The organism is Sphingomonas sp. SORGH_AS_0789, from assembly GCF_031453055.1.
GTDB lineage: Bacteria > Pseudomonadota > Alphaproteobacteria > Sphingomonadales > Sphingomonadaceae > Sphingomonas.
In genome coordinates, this window is record NZ_JAVIYV010000001.1 from 918,267 (window position 1) to 934,944 (window position 16,678).

13 protein-coding genes and 1 tRNA gene are annotated in these 16,678 nt (G+C 68.9%); 8 read left to right on the plus strand and 6 right to left on the minus strand.

The genetic code is table 11. The features are described from left to right. The first annotated feature begins 69 nt into the window (after nt 1-69). A complete protein-coding gene (locus QE360_RS04160) occupies nt 70-2,904 on the plus strand; it encodes a TonB-dependent receptor domain-containing protein (protein ID WP_309699515.1) in 2,835 nt (944 codons plus the stop codon). On the opposite strand, the gene QE360_RS04165 is transcribed toward QE360_RS04160, so the two are convergent. After that, nucleotides 2,882-3,598, minus strand: a complete 717-nt coding sequence (locus QE360_RS04165) for a phosphatase PAP2 family protein (RefSeq protein WP_309699517.1) — start codon at nt 3,596-3,598, stop codon at nt 2,882-2,884. The two genes, QE360_RS04160 and QE360_RS04165, sit on opposite strands and share 23 nt — an antisense overlap. A 271-nt stretch (nt 3,599-3,869) precedes the next feature. Here QE360_RS04165 and QE360_RS04170 point away from each other — a divergent pair, with 271 nt between their 5' ends. The 4 genes from QE360_RS04170 (at nt 3,870) to QE360_RS04185 (ending at nt 10,411) form a co-directional block, all read left to right on the plus strand. After that, entirely contained in the window at nt 3,870-6,581 is a 2,712-nt protein-coding gene (locus tag QE360_RS04170) for a TonB-dependent receptor (protein WP_309699520.1), read from the plus strand. A 140-nt stretch (nt 6,582-6,721) separates the two neighbouring features. Next, on the plus strand, nt 6,722-7,237 hold the full coding sequence (locus QE360_RS04175) for a sigma-70 family RNA polymerase sigma factor (RefSeq protein ID WP_309699522.1): 516 nt from the start codon (nt 6,722-6,724) through the stop codon (nt 7,235-7,237). After that, nucleotides 7,230-8,204: a FecR domain-containing protein gene (locus QE360_RS04180; protein WP_309699525.1), complete on the plus strand. Its 975-nt coding sequence runs from the start codon at nt 7,230-7,232 to the stop codon at nt 8,202-8,204. Before QE360_RS04175 ends, QE360_RS04180 begins: the two co-directional genes overlap by 8 nt. A 53-nt stretch (nt 8,205-8,257) precedes the next feature. Continuing rightward, entirely contained in the window at nt 8,258-10,411 is a 2,154-nt protein-coding gene (locus tag QE360_RS04185; protein WP_309699527.1) for a TonB-dependent siderophore receptor, read from the plus strand. 40 nt (nt 10,412-10,451) lie between these two features. Here the strand turns inward: QE360_RS04185 and QE360_RS04190 are convergent, their stop codons facing one another. Continuing rightward, nucleotides 10,452-11,027: a DUF4142 domain-containing protein gene (locus QE360_RS04190; protein ID WP_309699529.1), complete on the minus strand. Its 576-nt coding sequence runs from the start codon at nt 11,025-11,027 to the stop codon at nt 10,452-10,454. A 154-nt stretch (nt 11,028-11,181) separates the two neighbouring features. Here QE360_RS04190 and QE360_RS04195 point away from each other — a divergent pair, with 154 nt between their 5' ends. Next, nucleotides 11,182-11,595 carry a DUF3597 family protein gene (locus QE360_RS04195; RefSeq protein WP_309699531.1) on the plus strand — a complete coding sequence of 138 codons (414 nt, stop codon included), beginning with the start codon at nt 11,182-11,184 and terminating at the stop codon, nt 11,593-11,595. A 45-nt stretch (nt 11,596-11,640) separates the two neighbouring features. On the opposite strand, the gene QE360_RS04200 is transcribed toward QE360_RS04195, so the two are convergent. After that, nucleotides 11,641-12,837: an alpha/beta hydrolase-fold protein gene (locus tag QE360_RS04200; protein ID WP_309699533.1), complete on the minus strand. Its 1,197-nt coding sequence runs from the start codon at nt 12,835-12,837 to the stop codon at nt 11,641-11,643. A 193-nt stretch (nt 12,838-13,030) separates the two neighbouring features. Beyond that, a tRNA-Ser gene (locus QE360_RS04205) sits at nt 13,031-13,120 on the minus strand. Between the two features lie 164 nt (nt 13,121-13,284). Between QE360_RS04205 and QE360_RS04210 the strand changes: the two genes are divergently transcribed. Further along, a complete protein-coding gene (locus QE360_RS04210) occupies nt 13,285-14,037 on the plus strand; it encodes a DUF1134 domain-containing protein (protein WP_309692141.1) in 753 nt (250 codons plus the stop codon). Between the two features lie 105 nt (nt 14,038-14,142). Here the strand turns inward: QE360_RS04210 and QE360_RS04215 are convergent, their stop codons facing one another. Together QE360_RS04215 and QE360_RS04220 are read right to left on the minus strand one after the other, a co-directional pair. Further along, a complete protein-coding gene (locus tag QE360_RS04215) occupies nt 14,143-14,544 on the minus strand; it encodes a hypothetical protein (RefSeq protein WP_309699535.1) in 402 nt (133 codons plus the stop codon). Beyond that, nucleotides 14,541-15,860: a dihydroorotase gene (locus QE360_RS04220; RefSeq protein ID WP_309699536.1), complete on the minus strand. Its 1,320-nt coding sequence runs from the start codon at nt 15,858-15,860 to the stop codon at nt 14,541-14,543. Before QE360_RS04220 ends, QE360_RS04215 begins: the two co-directional genes overlap by 4 nt. Nucleotides 15,861-15,907: 47 nt before the next feature. Here QE360_RS04220 and QE360_RS04225 point away from each other — a divergent pair, with 47 nt between their 5' ends. After that, the gene (locus QE360_RS04225) at nt 15,908-16,672 is read left to right on the plus strand and encodes a folate-binding protein (protein ID WP_309699538.1); all 765 of its coding nucleotides are present in this window, start codon (nt 15,908-15,910) and stop codon (nt 16,670-16,672) included. Nucleotides 16,673-16,678: the final 6 nt, after the last annotated feature.

Below are 16,678 nucleotides of genomic sequence, written 5' to 3' on the forward strand. Positions count from 1 at the left end.
TAACGATTCTTGATCCAGATCGGTTCAGCGGCATTTTCGCGGAGCCGCGGAATGTCGGGCGCGACTGACATGCGCGCTACATATTCGCGCGGTATCGGCGCGCATCCGTCGATGGCGATGCCGGGGCGGCGGCGCGCAAGGGCGCGGCTCCTGTGGTGGCGGAATGGGTGGCGACGGTCGGACAGTGATGGGCGCGCGGGACACGGCGGGGCGGCGATGATGCTGCTCGCCGCGCTGGTGCTGGCCGCCGGGCAGGACGACCCGATGCTGCGTGTCGACCTGCCCGCCGGGACAGTCGCGGCCGGGCTCGACCGGCTGGCGCGGCAGGCGGGGCAGGCGCTCGTCGCGCGGCCCGCCGACCTGGCCGGTCGCCAGGCGCCCGCGCTGAAGGGGACGCTGCGGCTGTCACGCGCGCTCGACCGCTGGTGTCGCCCGGCCGGGCTGTCCTGTCGCCGGATGCCGGGCGGGATCGTGGTGCGCGCCGGCCGACCGCTGCCGCCCAAGGTCACGCCGCCGCGCCGCGCCGCCTCCCCGCCCCCGCCGCCGGTGGTCGGCGAGGAGGTGATCGTGTCCGGACGACGCGGCACCGACGTGCAAGGCGAACTGGATCGCAGCTATTCCGCCTCGCATCTGGACGCGGTGGAACTGGCGCGGCGGCCGCCGCAAAGCCTGGCCGAGATGCTGTCGGGCCTGCCCGGCCTGTGGGTCGACACCTCGGCGGGAACCGCGGCCAACACCGTCCGGGTGCGCGGCATCCCGCTCGACGGCTATCAGGCGATCGCGGTGCAGGAGGACGGCCTGCCGGTACAGCACGACACGCTGCCCTGGACCGATATCGACCAGTTCGTCCGCCCCGACCTGATGGTCGAGACGGTCGATTATGTACGCGGCGGCCCCTCCGCGATCTTTGCCAGCAACGCGCCGGGCGGCGTGATCAACATGCGCACCCGCGCCCCCGCCGGGCGGCCCGGCGGCGAGATGCGCGCGACGCTGACCGATTACGGGCTGGTCCGCTGGGAAGGCTATGCGACCGGCCCCGTCGCCCCCGGCTGGCGCGCGATCATCGGCGGGTCTGTGGCGCGCGATCCGACGGTGCGGCGCATCGCCGCGACGCTGGGCGGCGGCCAGATCCGCGCGCGGGTCGATCACGACTGGCGGGGCGGGCGGCTGACGCTGGCCTGGCGCGGGCTGGCCGACGACACGCTCAACATCTCGTCCTTTCCGATGCGCTATGTCGGTGGCGGGCTGGAGCCGCTGCCCGGTTTCGATCCGCGCCGGGACAGTTTCTTCGGCCCCGAGCTGGCGACCCTGCGCTTCGCCGCGCTGGGCGAGCGGCCGCTGGGGCGGAACAATCGCAACCGGCTCACCATGCCCTCGCTGGCGCTGACCCAGGATATGGGCGGGGGCACGCTGACGTTACGCGCGCATGGCCGCCGGTCGCGCACCGCGCGCTATGCGCTGTCCTCCTCGGGCAGCGCGGTTCCGGCGGCGAGCGCCATCGCCGAGGCGCTGCCCCGCCTCGCCGCCGCCTTTCCGGGCACCGTCTCAGCCGCTCTGCGCCATGCGAGCGACGACAGCCCCTTTGCCGCCATTCCCGGCAACGACCGGGTCGTGACGCTGAACCCCGTCGCCGCCGATGTCCGCCTGTCCGAAGCGATCGCCGACCTGTCCTATTCGCGCGCGCTGGAGGCGGCGGGGCATCACGAACTGACGCTGGGGCTGTACGGCGTCGGCTATGACTGGCGCTTCCGCCGCGCGGTCGCGCGCGCGCTGGTCGAGGCGCGGGGACAGGGCCGGTTGCTCGATCTCGTCGCGCTGGATGCCGCCGGACAGGTGCTGGGCCGCGCGACCGATGGCGGATTGTCGAGCCGGGGATCGACCTATGAGGCGGTCGACGGGCACCAGCGCATGGTCGCGCTCTATGCCGCCGACGAATGGCGGTTCGCGCCGGGCTGGCGGCTCGACTGGGGCCTGCGGCACGAGCGCGCCGCGCTGTCCGCCCGGGTCGAGCGCGCAACGACAGTGAATGGCGGCGATCCGACGACACTGGCGGATGACCGGATCGCGATCGGTTCGGGGATATGGGACCAGCGCCGGGCCCGCATCGCGCGGACGGCGGCGACGCTGGCGCTGCACTGGCGGGCGTCCGATCGGCTGGGGCTGTTCACCCGCGCGACCCATGCGATGCGGCTGCCCGATCCCGGCGCATTCCGCATCGGCAGCGGCGATGCCGTCCGCGCCCTGTCGGTCGAACAGGCCGAGCTGGGGCTGATCTGGCGGCGTGGCGGCGCGGGGCTGGACGCGACCTTGTTCGCCAGCCGCTTTCCCGACATCGCGCTGCCCGACCTGTCGCTCGATCCCGCGACCGGCGCGGTGCAGGTGGGGCAGCATGACGCGACCGCGCGCACGCTGGGGCTGGAGCTCAGCGGCCATGCCAGCCCCCGGCCGGGCATTACCCTGCGCGGCACCCTGACCTGGCAGGACCCCAGGCTGCGCCATTATCGCTTCGCCGACGCCACTAGCGGCGCCCCCGTCATCACCGACCTGAGCGGCCGGATGCCGCGCCGGGTGCCTCGTCTGATGGCCAGCCTGTCGGCCAGCGCCACCCTGCCCGGCACCGGCTGGACGCTGGACGGCGATGTCTCGGCAATGGGGCGGCGCTTTGCCGACGATGCCAATACGCTGGCGCTGCCCGGCTTCGCGCTGGTCGATCTGGGCGCGAGCTGGGCGGCGACGCCCGTCCTGACGCTGCGGCTGCGCGCGACCAATATCCTTGACCGGATCGCGGTGATGCAGGGCGACGCGCTGGGCGGCGAGATCCGCGCCGGGGCCAGCGACGGCGTCATCACCGTCCGCGCGCAGCAGGGGCGCGTCGTGGCGTTCAGCGTCGACTGGCGGCTGTAAGGCCCCGGCGGTAGCGCGCCAGCTCCTCGGCCGCCGCCGCCATGTCGCGGCGGAATGCGGGCTGGCCCTGTTCGCGCGCGAACACCGCGCTGGCAGCCAGATAGCCGCCCTCGACCGCGCTCTGGCTGTGTGATCCGCAGATCCAGCGGCTGTCGCCATAGTCGCGCCCGCGCGCCAGGATCGCCTGCGCCCGGTCGGGGATCAGCGCCGCCATCAGCAGCGCAAAGCCCCAGCCATGTGCGGTATGGCCGGAGGGATAATCGCCATTGGCGATCAGCGAGGCGGTGCGCGGTTCGCAAATGGGCAGGTCGGTGTCGATGAAGGGGCGCGGCGACTGCCAGTGCCGCTTGGCCGCGCCGATCGCCGTCGAACGGTCGGCATCGAACCGCGCGATCAGCGCGCGGGTGACGGGCAGCTTGCTCCAGTCCGGCCGAAAGCCCAGCGCCCCGGCAAAGCGATCGCCCAGATCGCTCGACACGTCCGCCGTCGCCTGTTGCCAGCGCGCGGTGCCGGCGAGCGTCCGGCTGTCGCGAAAGACCCGCGCATCGGCCAGCGCGCGCGGACTGCTGGGAGCGGGCGGGCCGGGGAGGATCGCGGCGAGGTCCAGCCCCTCGCCCGCCGCCAGATAGCCCGCCGTCTCCCGCGCGACCGCGCCGCCCGGCATCGCCAGCGCAACCATCAGGACCGCTGCCATTCCCCAGCCCGTTCGCATCGTCCGCATCCGTTCGCCCCCTGCCCAAGTTGTCGTTCGCCTATCCCAAGACGTTTTTCCCCGGCAACCGGGGACATGGCCCGCGGATTCTTCGGGTCATTCTCAAATCCGTAGAAAAACCGTAACAAAAACGCCATAAATGTCTTAAAACTTTTACAAATTTCCTTGTCCCCGTTTTGCGCGAACCCCCGTCTTCCCCGCGACCGTCCGTTTGGCCGGACGCGTGATTTCATTCCTTGGGGGGTTATTCGAGATGTGGACGAAGAGAACGCTGCTGCTGGCGTCGAGCGCACTGTTCGCTGTGCAGCCGGCGGTAGCGCAGGAAGCGCCGAAGCAGGACGGGGCGGCGGACCAGGGCGAGGTGGTCGTCACCGGCTATCGCACCAGCCTGGCCGCCGCCCGCGATTCCAAGCGCGAGGCGTCGATCATCAAGGATTCGATCGCGGCCAGCGACATCGCCGCCTTTCCCGACCTGAACCTGGCCGAAGCGCTGCAGCGCCTGCCCGGCGTCGCGATCAACCGTGAAGCGGGCGAGGGCCGCCGCATCTCGCTGCGCGGCCTGGGCCCCGACTTCACCCGCGTCCAGCTCGACGGGATGGAGGTGCTGGGCAATGTCGACTCGCCGCAGGACAGCCGCGGCCAGACGACGCGCGACCGCGCCTTCGACTTCAACCTGTTCGCCGCCGAACTGTTCAACCATGTCGATGTCGAAAAGTCGTACCAGGCCAAGCAGACCGAGGGCGGCCTGGCGGGCACGGTCGGGCTCTACACCGCGCGTCCGTTCGACTTCAAAGGCACCAAGATCGCCATGTCGGCGCAGGGCGGCACCAATACGCTGACCCGCGATTTCCAGCCGCGCCTGACCGGCCTGATCTCCAAGAACTGGGGCGATTTCGGCATCCTCGTCTCGGCCGCCTATAGCCGCCGCAACACCCGCGAGGAGGGGTTCGACACCTATCGCTGGCGCCGCAACAAGGCGAATGGCAGCAACATCAGCGGCCTGACCGCCGCCGAACAGGCCAAGATCAACTCGGGCGACCTGTTGTTCGCGCGGGGCAACCGCCTGTCGGTATGGGACAGCAAGCAGGAGCGGATCGGGCTGACCACCTCGGTCCAGTGGGCGCCGACCGACAAGGTGCATCTGACGCTCGACGGCCTTTACGGCCAGTTCAAGGGCGACCGTTTCGAGACCCACCTGGCCTCGCGCGGCGGCGGCAGCTCGACCTGGCTGGGCGGCGGCGAGACGTTCGCGGGCGTGGTCTATCCCAATTCGCGGGTCAACGCGCTCCAGTGGAACGACCGTAACGAGGTCGTCTATCTCGACGTGTCGGGCGGCAAGGCATCGACCGAGACGCGCATCCAGAACACCAAGAACATCTTCAAGCAGCTGGTGCTGAGCGGTGACGCCGAGCTGGCCGAGGGGCTGACCTTCACCTGGCTGGGCGGGGTCGAGCGGTCGGCCTATTCGATGCCGGTCAACGACAAGTTCACGGTCGAGGGGTTCGGCGACGTCACCTCCGACTATCGCGGCGGCACCTATTCGCTGGTCAACACCTATAAGTTCAACCCGGCCGACGCCAATTTCTGGCATGCCAAGCGGCTGTACGTGAACAACACCTATCAGGACACGGCGTTCGACAACATCAAAGGCCGGTTCGACTATAAATTCTCGCCCGACGACACGATCAGCATCGGCGGCGAGTGGCGACGCTTCGCCAATACCGGCTATTATGGCGAGCAGGACAATATCCTGACCAGCCAGTTCCAGTCGGGCAAGGTCAGCGCCAATGTCGCGGCCTATGCGCAGGTTTACGGCGGCTATACCGGCCAGGACTGGACCATCGTCGACTTCCCCCGGATGCTCCAGACGCTGGGCATCGACCGCGCGCAATATCTGTCCAGCAAGCTGGGCGTCTTCGCGGTCGAGGAGCGCACCGGCGCGGCCTTTGTCCAATATGACTGGAACCATGTGCTGGGCGGCGTGCCCTTCCGCGGCAATATCGGGGCGCGCTATTATCGCACCACCGTCACCTCGGACGGGCTGGCCAGTGTCGGCCCGGTCACGGTGCGCGGCGAATATCAGGGCGTGCTGCCCGCCGCGAACCTGATCTTCGAGCTGAATCCGGGGCTGATGCTGCGCTTCGCCGCGTCGCAGAACATCAACCGCCCGGCGCTGGGCGCGCTGGCGGTCAACGGGTCGGTCAGCAACAACAATGGCGACATCACCGTGTCGATCGGCAACCCGAACCTGCGCCCCTACAAGTCGAACGACTTCGACATCTCGGCCGAGCAGTATTTCGGCTCGGTCGGCTATGTCGCCGCCGCCCTGTTCTACAAGCATCTCGACGGCTATATCTCGACCCAGACGGTCAGCGACGTGCCCTATTCGCAGACCGGGCTGCCCGACAATCTCTATCCGGGCGTCACCGGCAAGACGATCATCGACAGCTTCTCGCGCCCCGTGAACCTGCTGGCGACGAACCTGTTCGGGGTCGAGCTGTCGGGCCAGACCGACTTCAAGTTCCTGCCCGCGCCGTTCGACCGGCTGGGGACCGCGATGAACTTCACCTATGTCGACTCGCGGCTGGACTATTCCAAAATCTACGCGGGCAGCATCCCGACGACGCTGGAGGGGTTGAGCAAGTATAACGCCAACGCCACCCTCTATTACCAGGACAAGGCGTTCGACGCGCGCGTCTCGGCCAATTACCGCAGCGGCTATATCTTCAGCGCCTCGCCGGTGCTGACGTCGCTCGGCCCCGACCAGGACGTCACCGGGTTCGAGGGCACCGTCTATGTCGACATGTCGGCGCATTATGCGGTCACCAAGAACGTGCAGCTGACGCTGAACGGCATCAACCTGACCAACCAGCGCGAGAAGCAATATTCGAACAGCACCAAGCGGCTCTATGTCGTGACCCGTTCGGGCACGACGCTGCTGGGCGGTGTGCGGGTCACCTTCTGATCCTGACGCCACTTGATGTCCTGCCCGCGCAGGATATCGGATCATGGTGCGTCGGCCTCTCCCCGAGGCCGACGCATCCTGTTTTTCGCGAGGGAATGTCCCCGGATGCGGTGCGACCGGCTCTTCATGGACGGGACCGAATGAGCGGGCCGCTCGCCTGGGTGGCGGACGGGCGCGACCGGCTGCTGACCTATGTCCGCAGGCGGATCCGCGAGCCCGAACAGGCCGAGGACATCGTGCAGGAGGCGATCATGCGCGTCATCGAGCAGGAGCGCAGACAGGTGATCGAACAGCCGCTCGCCTATGCCTTTCGCGTGGCCGACTCGGTCATCCATAACCGCGCCCGGCGCATCGTCGCCGACCATGGCCCGGTCGACACCGAACTGGCCTGCGCGCTGCCGCTGGCGGACGAGGTGCTGGACTATCGCCAGCGTTTCGACCGGTTCCGCGCCGTGCTGGACACCCTGCCGCCGCAGCGCCGCGCGGTCTTTGTCGAACGCCATCTGGAGGGCAAGTCGCGCCAGCAGATCGCCGAGGAGATGAACATCAGCGTCGAGGCGGTGAAGAAGCATCTGGTCCGCGCCATGGTCGACCTCGCCGGATGCGTGGACGACGGCCCCATCCGCCCCCTTCCCCGGAGCCGGGCGCATGACTGACGGGCTGATCGAAGAGGCGGCGGACTGGGCCGACCGGCTGGACGCGCTGTCGCCGGACGATCGCGCCGAACTGGGCGCATGGCTGAACCGCTCCCCCGCGCATCGCGACGCCTTGGGGCGGATGGTGCGGCTGCTGGGCGACCCGGCGCTGTTCCATGTCGTCGAGCAGGCAGAGCGGGCGAGCCTGTCCGTTCCGGCGCCCCCACCCCGGCCCCGCCTCCGCCGCTGGCGCGCGCCGACCGCCCTCGCGACCCGCCGCCGGGCGATCGGCGTCGCCGCCGCGCTCGCCGCCATGGCGGTCGCGCCGGTGCTGTGGCACGCCCTGCCCTCCGGCGGGACGGTGCGCGCAGACTATGCCAGCGCGGTCGGGCAGCAGCGCCGGGTCACGCTGCCCGACGGATCGGACATGACGCTCGACGCCGCCTCGCGCGTCGCCATCGCCTTTTCGGACGGCGCACGCGACCTGACGTTGCAAGGCGGCGCAGCGCGGTTCGAGGTGCGGCACGACGCCGACCGCCCCTTCGCCGTCTCGACACCCGAGGGGCAGATGGTCGCGCTGGGCACCAATTTCAGCGTCGATCGCGGCGCGGGGCGTAGCGAGTTGCGCGTCTATCGCGGCCGGGTGCGGCTGACCGTGCCGGGGCAGCCGCCGGTGGTCGTCACCGCCGGTTACTGGGCCGAGGCCGGGCGCGACCGGATCGCGCTCCACCGCTTCGACATCGCCAGCTATCAGGGGTGGCAGGATCGCTGGCTGACCGGCGACCGCATCCGGCTGGGCGATGCGGTGGCGCGGATCGGGCGCTACAGCCCCCGCCCCATCCGGCTGGCCGATCCGGCGCTGGCGGACGAGACGTTCAACGGCCGCTTTCGGCTGGACCGCCCGGTCGAGAGCCTGACGCTGATCGGCGCGCTGTTCGACCTGTCGGTGCGCGAGCGGCCGGACGGGATCACCCTCGCGCGCAGGTAGCTATTGCGAGTCCCTATCAAAAGTATATGAGGCGCTCGCAAAGGGGACATCCTATGCGAACGATCACCGGCGGGTTGCTGGTCCTGGGCCTGACCGCCGCTTCCACGCAGGCGGCGACGCTCGATGACGACGGCACCACCGGGCAGGAGATCGTCGTCACCGGCCGCGCCTCGCCTGCGCCCAGGGCGGCAGACGATCGGTACAAGCCGACCCCCGACGCCTCGACCCTGCGCTCCTCGGCCGGGCCGCTGGAAACGCCGCAGGCGGTCAATATCGTGCCCGCGCAGGTGATCCGCGACCAGCGCCCGCGCTTCCTGGACGATGTGCTCGCCAATGTCAGCGGCATCACCCAGGGCAATACGCTGGCCGCGACGCAGGACACGGTGCTCAAGCGCGGCTTCGGCGGCAATCGCGACGGGTCGGTGATGCGCAACGGCATGCCACTGGTGCAGGGCCGCGCCTTCAACGCCGCCAACCAGAGCGTCGAGGTGCTGAAGGGCCCCGCCTCGCTGCTCTATGGCATCATGGACCCCGGCGGGGTCATCAACACCGTCGCGAAGAAGCCGCTGCTCGACCCGCATCTGGCGGTCGCGCTGACCGGATCGGCCTATGCCGCATCGCGCACCGGGCTGGAGGCGATGGCCGACCTGACCGGCCCGATCGCGGGTCCTCTGGCCGGGCGGCTGGTGCTCGACCATCAGGACGAGGATTATTGGCGCAATTTCGGCGAGCGCCGCGACACGCTGATCGCGCCCTCGCTCGGCTGGTATGGCGGCGATACCCAGGCGGTGCTGTGGTATGAATATCGCCGGTTCGACACGCCCTTCGACCGGGGGACGGTGCTCGATCCCCGCACCATGACCCCGCTGGCGGTGCCGCGTCGCGAGCGGCTGGACGATCGCAACAACCGGATGGTCGGCGACAGCCACCTGGTCCAGCTGGCGCTCGACCACCGGCTGGGCGGCACATGGGCGGCGCATCTGGCGGCCAGCTTCAATAGCGAGCGTTACGATGCCGGGCAGTTGCGGGTGACGGCGGTCAACACGACGCGCGGCACGCTGACCCGCCGGAACGACGCCACGGTCGGCTCGCTCAGCACCGACGCCTATGTCCAGGCCTATCTCGACGGCCAGGTCGAGGCGCTGGGGATGCGGCACCAGATCATCCTGGGCGTGGAGGGCGAATATCGCCGCTATTACCGCCGCGACCTGATCCGCCAGGCGACCGCCACGACCTTCAGCTATCTGCGCCCCGTCTATGGGCGTGAGCCCTTTCCGACCACCGTGTCGCCCTCCGACAGCGACCAGACCGACCGGCTGTATAACTATTCGCTGTTCGGCCAGGACGCGATCCATTTGGGTGAGCGCTGGATCGTGACGGCGGGCGGAAGGCTGGTCGGGTTCGACCAGCGGGCGGGGCGCGGGCGGCCCTTCACCGCCAACACCGATCTGGACCGCTGGGAGTTCGTGCCCCAGGCCGGGCTGGTCTGGCGCGCGACCGATACACTGTCGCTCTATGGCGGCTATACCCGCTCGCTGAAGCCGACCTCGACCATCGCGCCGCTGGCCAGCGGCGTCACCCTCACCTCGGCCTTCGCGCCAGAGCGGGGACGCTCGTTCGAGGTCGGGGCCAAGCTGGACGTGCCCGACCGCGTCACCGCGACGCTGGCGCTGTACGATATCGACAAGCGCAACGTGCTGGTGTCGCAGTTCAATCCGGCGACCGCGCTGACCGATTACCGCACTGCGGGCCGTGCCATCTCGCGCGGGGTGGAGCTGGACGTGGCGGGCCAGGTGACGCGCGCGCTCAGCCTGATCGGCAGCTATGCCTATACTTATGCGCGCACCGTCGATGACCCGGCATTTTCGGGCAACCAGCTCGCCAATGTCGCGCCGCATACCGCGTCGCTGTCGGCGGCCTATGATGTCGGGGCGATCGCGGGCGAGGATCGGCTGAGGCTGGGCGCGGGCGGACGCTATGTCGCGCGGCGGCCGGGGGACGATGCCAACAGCTTCTGGCTGGCATCCTATGTCGTGGCTGACGCCTTCATGACCTATGACACGCAAATGGCGGGGCGGCGGATGACGTTCCAGTTCAACCTGAAGAACATCTTCGACCGGACCTATTACACCTCGGCGGTCAACCAATATGGCGTCGCGATCGGCGACCCGCGTCGCGCGATCGGCACGGTCAGCTTCGCCTTTTGAGAAGGGGCGGCGCGCATACCCGCCGCCCCTGTCCCTCAGCTCAGGCCTTCAGGCCCTTCGCCATGTTCAGATGCGCGGCGACGGTCGGGATCAGCCCGTTGGCAAAGGTCTTCAGCTGAGGCACGTCGCCGGTCGCGGCATAGGCCTTCAGCGCATCGAGCGTCTGCTGGTGCCCGGCCGCCTGCGCGGCGATATAGGCTTGGTCGAACGCCGCGCCGTTGAGCGACTTCAGCTGGTCGATCGTCTGCTGCTGCTCGGCATTGAGCGCGGGGTCGGGGGTGAGCGCGGGGCTCAGCGTGGCGGTGGTCGCCTTCAGCTTGGCGGTCGAGGCGGTGTGCGCCTCGATCATCTTGCGGGCATAGGACTTGACCGAGGCGGACGAACCATTGGTCAGCGCCAGCTTCGAGCTTTCGATCTCGAACGCGTCGCTGGCGGCGGCGGTGTTGACGAAGCTCTGCGACGCGCTGACGGCGGCGGGGGTCGGCGTCGCGGCGTCGAGCTGGTTGGCGGCGGCGACGCTGTTCGTCGTGTCGGCGGGCGTCGCATCCTGTTTCTTGCCGCACCCCGCCAGCGCGAGAAGGGCGGTCGTGGCGATGAGCGTCGTACGAATGGTCATGGCAAACCCCTGAAAAAGCGTCGGGAGATGGGGTGTAAGCGTCTGTCGGGCGATGACGTTCCCAACAGGGAAGCGACCCGTGACGGACCCGGACGCCACTTTTCGTCGTTGAGGCGGGCATCGCCGTCATCCGTATCAGCGAAGGAACTCGGTCATGAGCATTTTCGGCAATATCCTGAACAAGATATTCCACCATGGCAGCAAGACGTCTGCCCCCGCTCCCACCCCGGCGCCCGCCACGATCCAGGCGGAACCGACCCAGCCCGCCCCGGCCGCCGCCGCCCCTGCCCCTGAACCCGCATCGCCCCAGGCGGTCGATGTCGGTGCGGTCCTGTCCGAAATGGCGTCGATGAAGGGCGGCGGTGGTAACTACCAAAGCTCGATCGTCGATCTGCTCAAGCTGCTCGACTTGGATTCCAGCCTGTCGGCGCGCAAGGAACTGGCCGACGAACTGGGCGTCCACGCCGCCCAGGACGGGTCGGCCGAACAGAATATCGCGCTGCACAAGGCGGTGATGGCCAAGCTCGCCGAAAATGGCGGCGTCGTGCCCGACAGCCTGCGCAACTGATGGCGTAAGGTCGGCGGCGCATCACCGCCGCCGACCCCGTCCCCTTCAGTCGCGGAACAGCAGCGGCGCCATGGCGTGGAGGCTGCGCCGCCATGTCTGGAATTCGTGCCCCGTATCCGGCGAGACGAAGAAGACGCTGTTGAGCCCGGCCTTCTTCAACGCTTCGGCATTGGCGCGCGGATCGCTGCGCGGACCGCCCGGCGGGCCGGTGCGACCGCCCTCCAGTTCGCGACTGCCGAAGCTGACAAAGGTCAGCCGCACCTTGTCGCGATAGCCGGGTGCCGCCTTCACATCCTCCATCGACACGGTCCCGCCGCTCAGCAATCCGATCGCGCCGAAGGTGTCGAGATGTTTGGGGGCGATCAGCTTGGTCTCGAACCCGCCCATGGACAGCCCCGCCATCGCGCGGTGACGCTGGTCGGACAGGGTGCGGAAATGCCCGTCGATATAGGGGATCAGCTCGTTCAGCAGCACCGTCTGGAACGGCCGGATATCGAACGCGGCCAGCCCGCCTGGACCGCCGGGGCGCAGGTCGTTGGTCATGCCATAGGTCATGACGATGAGGAACGGCCGCGTCTTTCGGGCGGCGATCAGATTGTCCATGATGAGGTTGGCATGGCCCTGGTTGGACCAGGCGGTCTCGTCCTCACCCCAGCCATGCTGGAGATAGAGGACCGGATAGCGTTCGCCCGCGCTCCGGTCATAGCCGGGCGGGGTGTAGACGAAGGCGCGCCGCTGCGTGCCCGTGCTGGGCGAGGCGAACAGGATCTGCTCGACCCGGCCATGGGGCACGTCCTTCAGCGCATAGAAGTCCGCGTCATGCGCGGGAATCTCGATCCCGCTTTCCCAGCGCGTCGAGCCGTAGAAGTTCAGCGTCCCCGGATCGTTGAACGTGCCGCCGTCGACGGTCAGGTGGTAATAATGAAATCCCTCGTCCAGCGGCCCTTCGGACGTGCCCATCCATGACCCGTCGGGTGCTCTGGTCAGCACGGTCCCGCCGCGTCCACCCAGCCCCAGGCTGACCTTCACCGCCCTGGCATCGGGGGCAAGGATGCGGAAACGGGCATAACCCTGCGAATTGACCTGCGGATAGAGCTGGCCCGGCTGGTTGAGCGAGGAGGGTCTGAAATCCTCCTTCACCGGCGCGGGCGTGGGCGGGGTCTGGGCCGACGGGGTATGGGCCGACCCGGCCGCCGCCACGCCCGCCATGCCCATCGCCAGCGCCGCGAATGCGATCCTCATAGCTCATCCTCCCTCGTCTCCCGGTTCCGAACGCCGGTTCGTTTCCGCGAGGGTGATCGCAAGGACAGGACAACACAAGCGCCGATCGGCACAGGTCCGGAAACGGATCAGATGCTGTCCCGGCCGCTCGACAGGGCAGTGAAGAACGGGTCGGCCTTACGGCGTTTCGAACATGATCGGGGAGTGCGGCATATGGCGGAGACGGAGGGATTCGAACCCTCGGTACGGTTTCCCGTACGACGCTTTAGCAAAGCGTTGGTTTCAGCCACTCACCCACGTCTCCGGTTGCGGCGAGGTGCGGCTATAGCGGGGCCGGGGGAGGCAATCAACCGGGGTTGGACGGGATTTTGTGGAGAAAATCGACTAGGGGCCTTCAGGTCGTTCATTGCACTGCAAGGCGGCGGCTGGTTAACGTGCCGCATCGGCTTGCCGGGGGAGTTGAAGGTCATGCGTTTCGTCCATCTGGGTCTGTCGGTCCTGTGCGGCCTGTCCGCCGTCGCCGCGACCGCCATGCCCGCCGTCGCCCAGGTCCGGACCATCGATCCGAACCAGGGAATCGACAGCGACCTGGCGACCCAGCCCTCGCGCCCGGCACAGCGGGATCCCGTACCGGTCGAGCCGCCGGTCCAGTCCCTGCCCCCCGCCCAGACCACCACCCCGCCCCCGGTCACCACCCCCATTCCCGATTCGCGCGCGACGCAGACGACCCAGGCCTCCGAAACCTTCGAGCGCGACGATCTGATGGCCGCGGGCGAGGATGTGTTCGGCAAGGGCGCCGAGGGCCTGGCGGGGATGATCGAGCGCATCCTGCGCGAGCAGGGCCGCCCCAATGCCTATATCGCGGGGCGCGAGGCGTCGGGCGCGTTCGTCGTCGGGCTTCGCTATGGCTCGGGCGTGATGACGCACAAGGTCGAGGGGCAGATGCCGGTCTATTGGACCGGCCCCTCGCTGGGCTTCGACATTGGCGGCGACGCGAACAAGGTGTTCGTGCTGGTCTACAACCTCTACGACACCGAGGAGCTGTTCCACCGCTTCCCGGCGGCCGAGGGGCGGCTCTATTTCGTCGGCGGGTTCGCCGCGACCTATTTGCGGCGCGGCAATGTCGTGCTGATCCCGGTGCGGCTGGGCGTCGGTTGGCGCGCGGGCGTCAATGTCGGCTATATGAACTTCACGCACAAGGCGCGGTGGTTGCCGTTCTGATCGGGGCTGGGGGATTCCCTTGGCCTTCGACTTCGCTCAGGCTGAACGGACGGAGCGGGTGATTCCCAAACAGCCGTTCAGGCTGAGCGAAGTCGAAGCCCGCCCCTATCCGCGCATCAGCAAGCGATAGGGCTCGCTGACCGCGATCACCGGCACGTCCCAGGGATGCGCGGCGAGCAGCCGTTCCGCCAGGCCCGACACATCCGCCTCCGCATCATAGATCGCGGTCAGGATGACGGTGGGCGACCAGCTCGCCTCGCCCACCGTCCCCAGGGTCGGCACCGCGCCCTCGGCCGGGCGGAAGCCCTCATAGCCGAGCGCGAGTTCCACCACCTCGCGATACCGCCCGAAATCGCCCAGCGGCGGCGTCCGCAGGATCGCGAGCAGCGCGGCGGCGGTCGCGTCGCGCTCGACCGCCATCGGATCGCCCGCGATCATCGCCGCCAGCGTGGGGTGCGCGACCGGGCAATAGACCCGGATGTCGCGCACCCGGCGCTCTGCGATCATCCGAAATCGACCGCCTCGAAACGGATTGGCTGGCCGGTCGGGGCCTCCGCCAGCTGGTCTTCCCACATCGCCACCTGGCCGCGCACGATCGTGCCGATCGGCTTGCCGGTCAGCTCCATGCCGGTGAAGGGCGACCAGCCGCACTTGGACTGAAGCCACTGTTCCTCGATCGTCCAGCGCTTCTTGAGGTCGACGATGGTGAAGTCGGCGTCATAGCCCGCCGCGATCCGCCCCTTGCCGACGATGCCGAAGATGCGCTGCGCACCGGCGCTGGTCAGCTCGATCACGCGCTGGAGCGACAGGCGGCCGTTCGCGGCATGGTCGAGCAGCAGCGGCAGCAGCGTCTGGACACCCGGCATCCCGCTGGGGCTGCCCGGATAGGGCTTGGCCTTTTCCTCGAGCGTGTGCGGCGCATGGTCCGAGCCGATGACGTCGGGCACGCCCTGGTTCAGCCAGTGCCACAGCCCGTCGCGATGCGCGCCCGAACGGATCGGCGGGTTCATCTGCGCCAGCGTGCCGAGCCGCGGATAAGCCTCCTCGCCCGCCAGCGTCAGATGCTGCGGCGTGACCTCGCAGGTCGCGATGTCCTTGTGCTTGGCGATATATTCCAGCTCGGCGGGCGTGGTGACGTGCAGGATGTGGATGCGGCGATTGGCCGCGCGCGCCAGCCGCAGGATGCGATGGGTGGCGAGCAGCGCGCTTTCGTCGTCGCGCCAGACCGGGTGCGACGACGGATCGCCCTCGATCCGTTCGCCCGCACGCGCGTTCATCCGGTCCTCGTCCTCGGCATGGATGGCGACGCGGCGATGGCCCGAGGCGAGCACCTCGGCCAGCCGCACATCCTCGGACACCAGCAGGTCGCCGGTCGACGCGCCCATGAAGATCTTGACGCCCGCCGTGCCCGGCATCCGCTCCAGCTCGGCCAGGTCGCGCGCATTGTGGTTGGTCGCGCCGACATAGAAGGCGTGGTCGCAATACATCGTCTTCGCGCGGGTCAGCTTGTCGGTGATCGCGTCGGCCGAATCGGTGTTCGGCTTGGTGTTGGGCATTTCGAAGACGGCGGTCACGCCGCCCATCACCGCCGCGCGGCTTCCGCTCGCCAGGTCTTCCTTGTGCATCAGGCCGGGCTCGCGGAAATGGACCTGGCTGTCGATCACGCCGGGCAGGATGTCGAGCCCGGTGCAGTCGATCACCCGCCCCGCATCGCCCTTCGCCCCGATGGCGACGATCCGGCCGTTCGTCACGCCGACATCGGCACGAACGGGGCCGCCGGGGGTATGAACGGTGCCGCCGGAGAGAAGCAGATCGAAGGTCATGACAAACGGGCCTTTCGCGATTGGTCGCGCCCTCCTACCTTGCCGCCATGAGCGATACCACCCCGACGACGCAGCCCGGCGCCACGCCCGCCACGACCCTGGCCGACCGGCGCCTGATCCGCGTGGCGGGCGAGGATGTGCGCGGTTTCCTGCAAGGCTTGGTGACGCAGGACGTGATCGGCCTGACGCCCGACCGGCCGCGCTGGGCGGGGCTGCTGACCCCGCAGGGCAAGGCGCTGTTCGACTTCCTGCTATGGGCGGACGGCGATGCGGTGCTGATCGATGCGGAGGCCGCGCAGGCCGAGGCGCTGGCGCGGCGGCTGTCGATCTATCGCCTGCGCCGGGCGATCACGATCGAGCCCATGGAGGATCTGGCGGTGCATTGGAGCCGCGACGCCGATGGCCATGCCGAGGACCCGCGCCTGCCCGAATTGGGCAAGCGCTGGCTGGCCCCCGCCGGTGACCCAGCGACCGATTGGGTCGCGCACCGCCTGTCGCTGGGTGTTACCGAGGGCGTGGGCGAGCTGGGGTCGGGCGAGACGCTCTGGCTGGAATGCAATGCGCGCGAGTTGAACGGGGTCAGCTTCACCAAGGGCTGCTATGTCGGGCAGGAAAATACCGCCCGGATGCATCACCGCTCGAAGGTCAACCGGCGGCTGGTGGTGGCGCCCCTGGGCGATGCGGGCGACCGGACGCGGGCGACCTATCCGGAGCTGGGGCTGATGGTCGAGCATCGCCGGGTCGAGACGCTGGGCGATGCGCTGTGCCCCGCCTGGCTGGCGGCGGCGATCGGGGCGGACGAACCGGCCTGATCCCCT

What these genes read in the sequence shown, in the direction of transcription:
- QE360_RS04160 (WP_309699515.1), top strand. Translation starts at nt 70, where the DNA reads ATGCGCGCTACATATTCGCGCGGTATCGGCGCGCATCCGTCGATGGCG.
- QE360_RS04190 (WP_309699529.1), bottom strand. Translation starts at nt 11,027, where the DNA reads ATGACCATTCGTACGACGCTCATCGCCACGACCGCCCTTCTCGCGCTG.
- QE360_RS04185 (WP_309699527.1), top strand. Translation starts at nt 8,258, where the DNA reads ATGCGAACGATCACCGGCGGGTTGCTGGTCCTGGGCCTGACCGCCGCT.
- QE360_RS04170 (WP_309699520.1), top strand. Translation starts at nt 3,870, where the DNA reads ATGTGGACGAAGAGAACGCTGCTGCTGGCGTCGAGCGCACTGTTCGCT.
- QE360_RS04220 (WP_309699536.1), bottom strand. Translation starts at nt 15,860, where the DNA reads ATGACCTTCGATCTGCTTCTCTCCGGCGGCACCGTTCATACCCCCGGC.
- QE360_RS04200 (WP_309699533.1), bottom strand. Translation starts at nt 12,837, where the DNA reads ATGAGGATCGCATTCGCGGCGCTGGCGATGGGCATGGCGGGCGTGGCG.
- QE360_RS04165 (WP_309699517.1), bottom strand. Translation starts at nt 3,598, where the DNA reads ATGGCAGCGGTCCTGATGGTTGCGCTGGCGATGCCGGGCGGCGCGGTC.
- QE360_RS04195 (WP_309699531.1), top strand. Translation starts at nt 11,182, where the DNA reads ATGAGCATTTTCGGCAATATCCTGAACAAGATATTCCACCATGGCAGC.
- QE360_RS04210 (WP_309692141.1), top strand. Translation starts at nt 13,285, where the DNA reads ATGCGTTTCGTCCATCTGGGTCTGTCGGTCCTGTGCGGCCTGTCCGCC.
- QE360_RS04215 (WP_309699535.1), bottom strand. Translation starts at nt 14,544, where the DNA reads ATGATCGCAGAGCGCCGGGTGCGCGACATCCGGGTCTATTGCCCGGTC.
- QE360_RS04225 (WP_309699538.1), top strand. Translation starts at nt 15,908, where the DNA reads ATGAGCGATACCACCCCGACGACGCAGCCCGGCGCCACGCCCGCCACG.
- QE360_RS04175 (WP_309699522.1), top strand. Translation starts at nt 6,722, where the DNA reads ATGAGCGGGCCGCTCGCCTGGGTGGCGGACGGGCGCGACCGGCTGCTG.
- QE360_RS04180 (WP_309699525.1), top strand. Translation starts at nt 7,230, where the DNA reads ATGACTGACGGGCTGATCGAAGAGGCGGCGGACTGGGCCGACCGGCTG.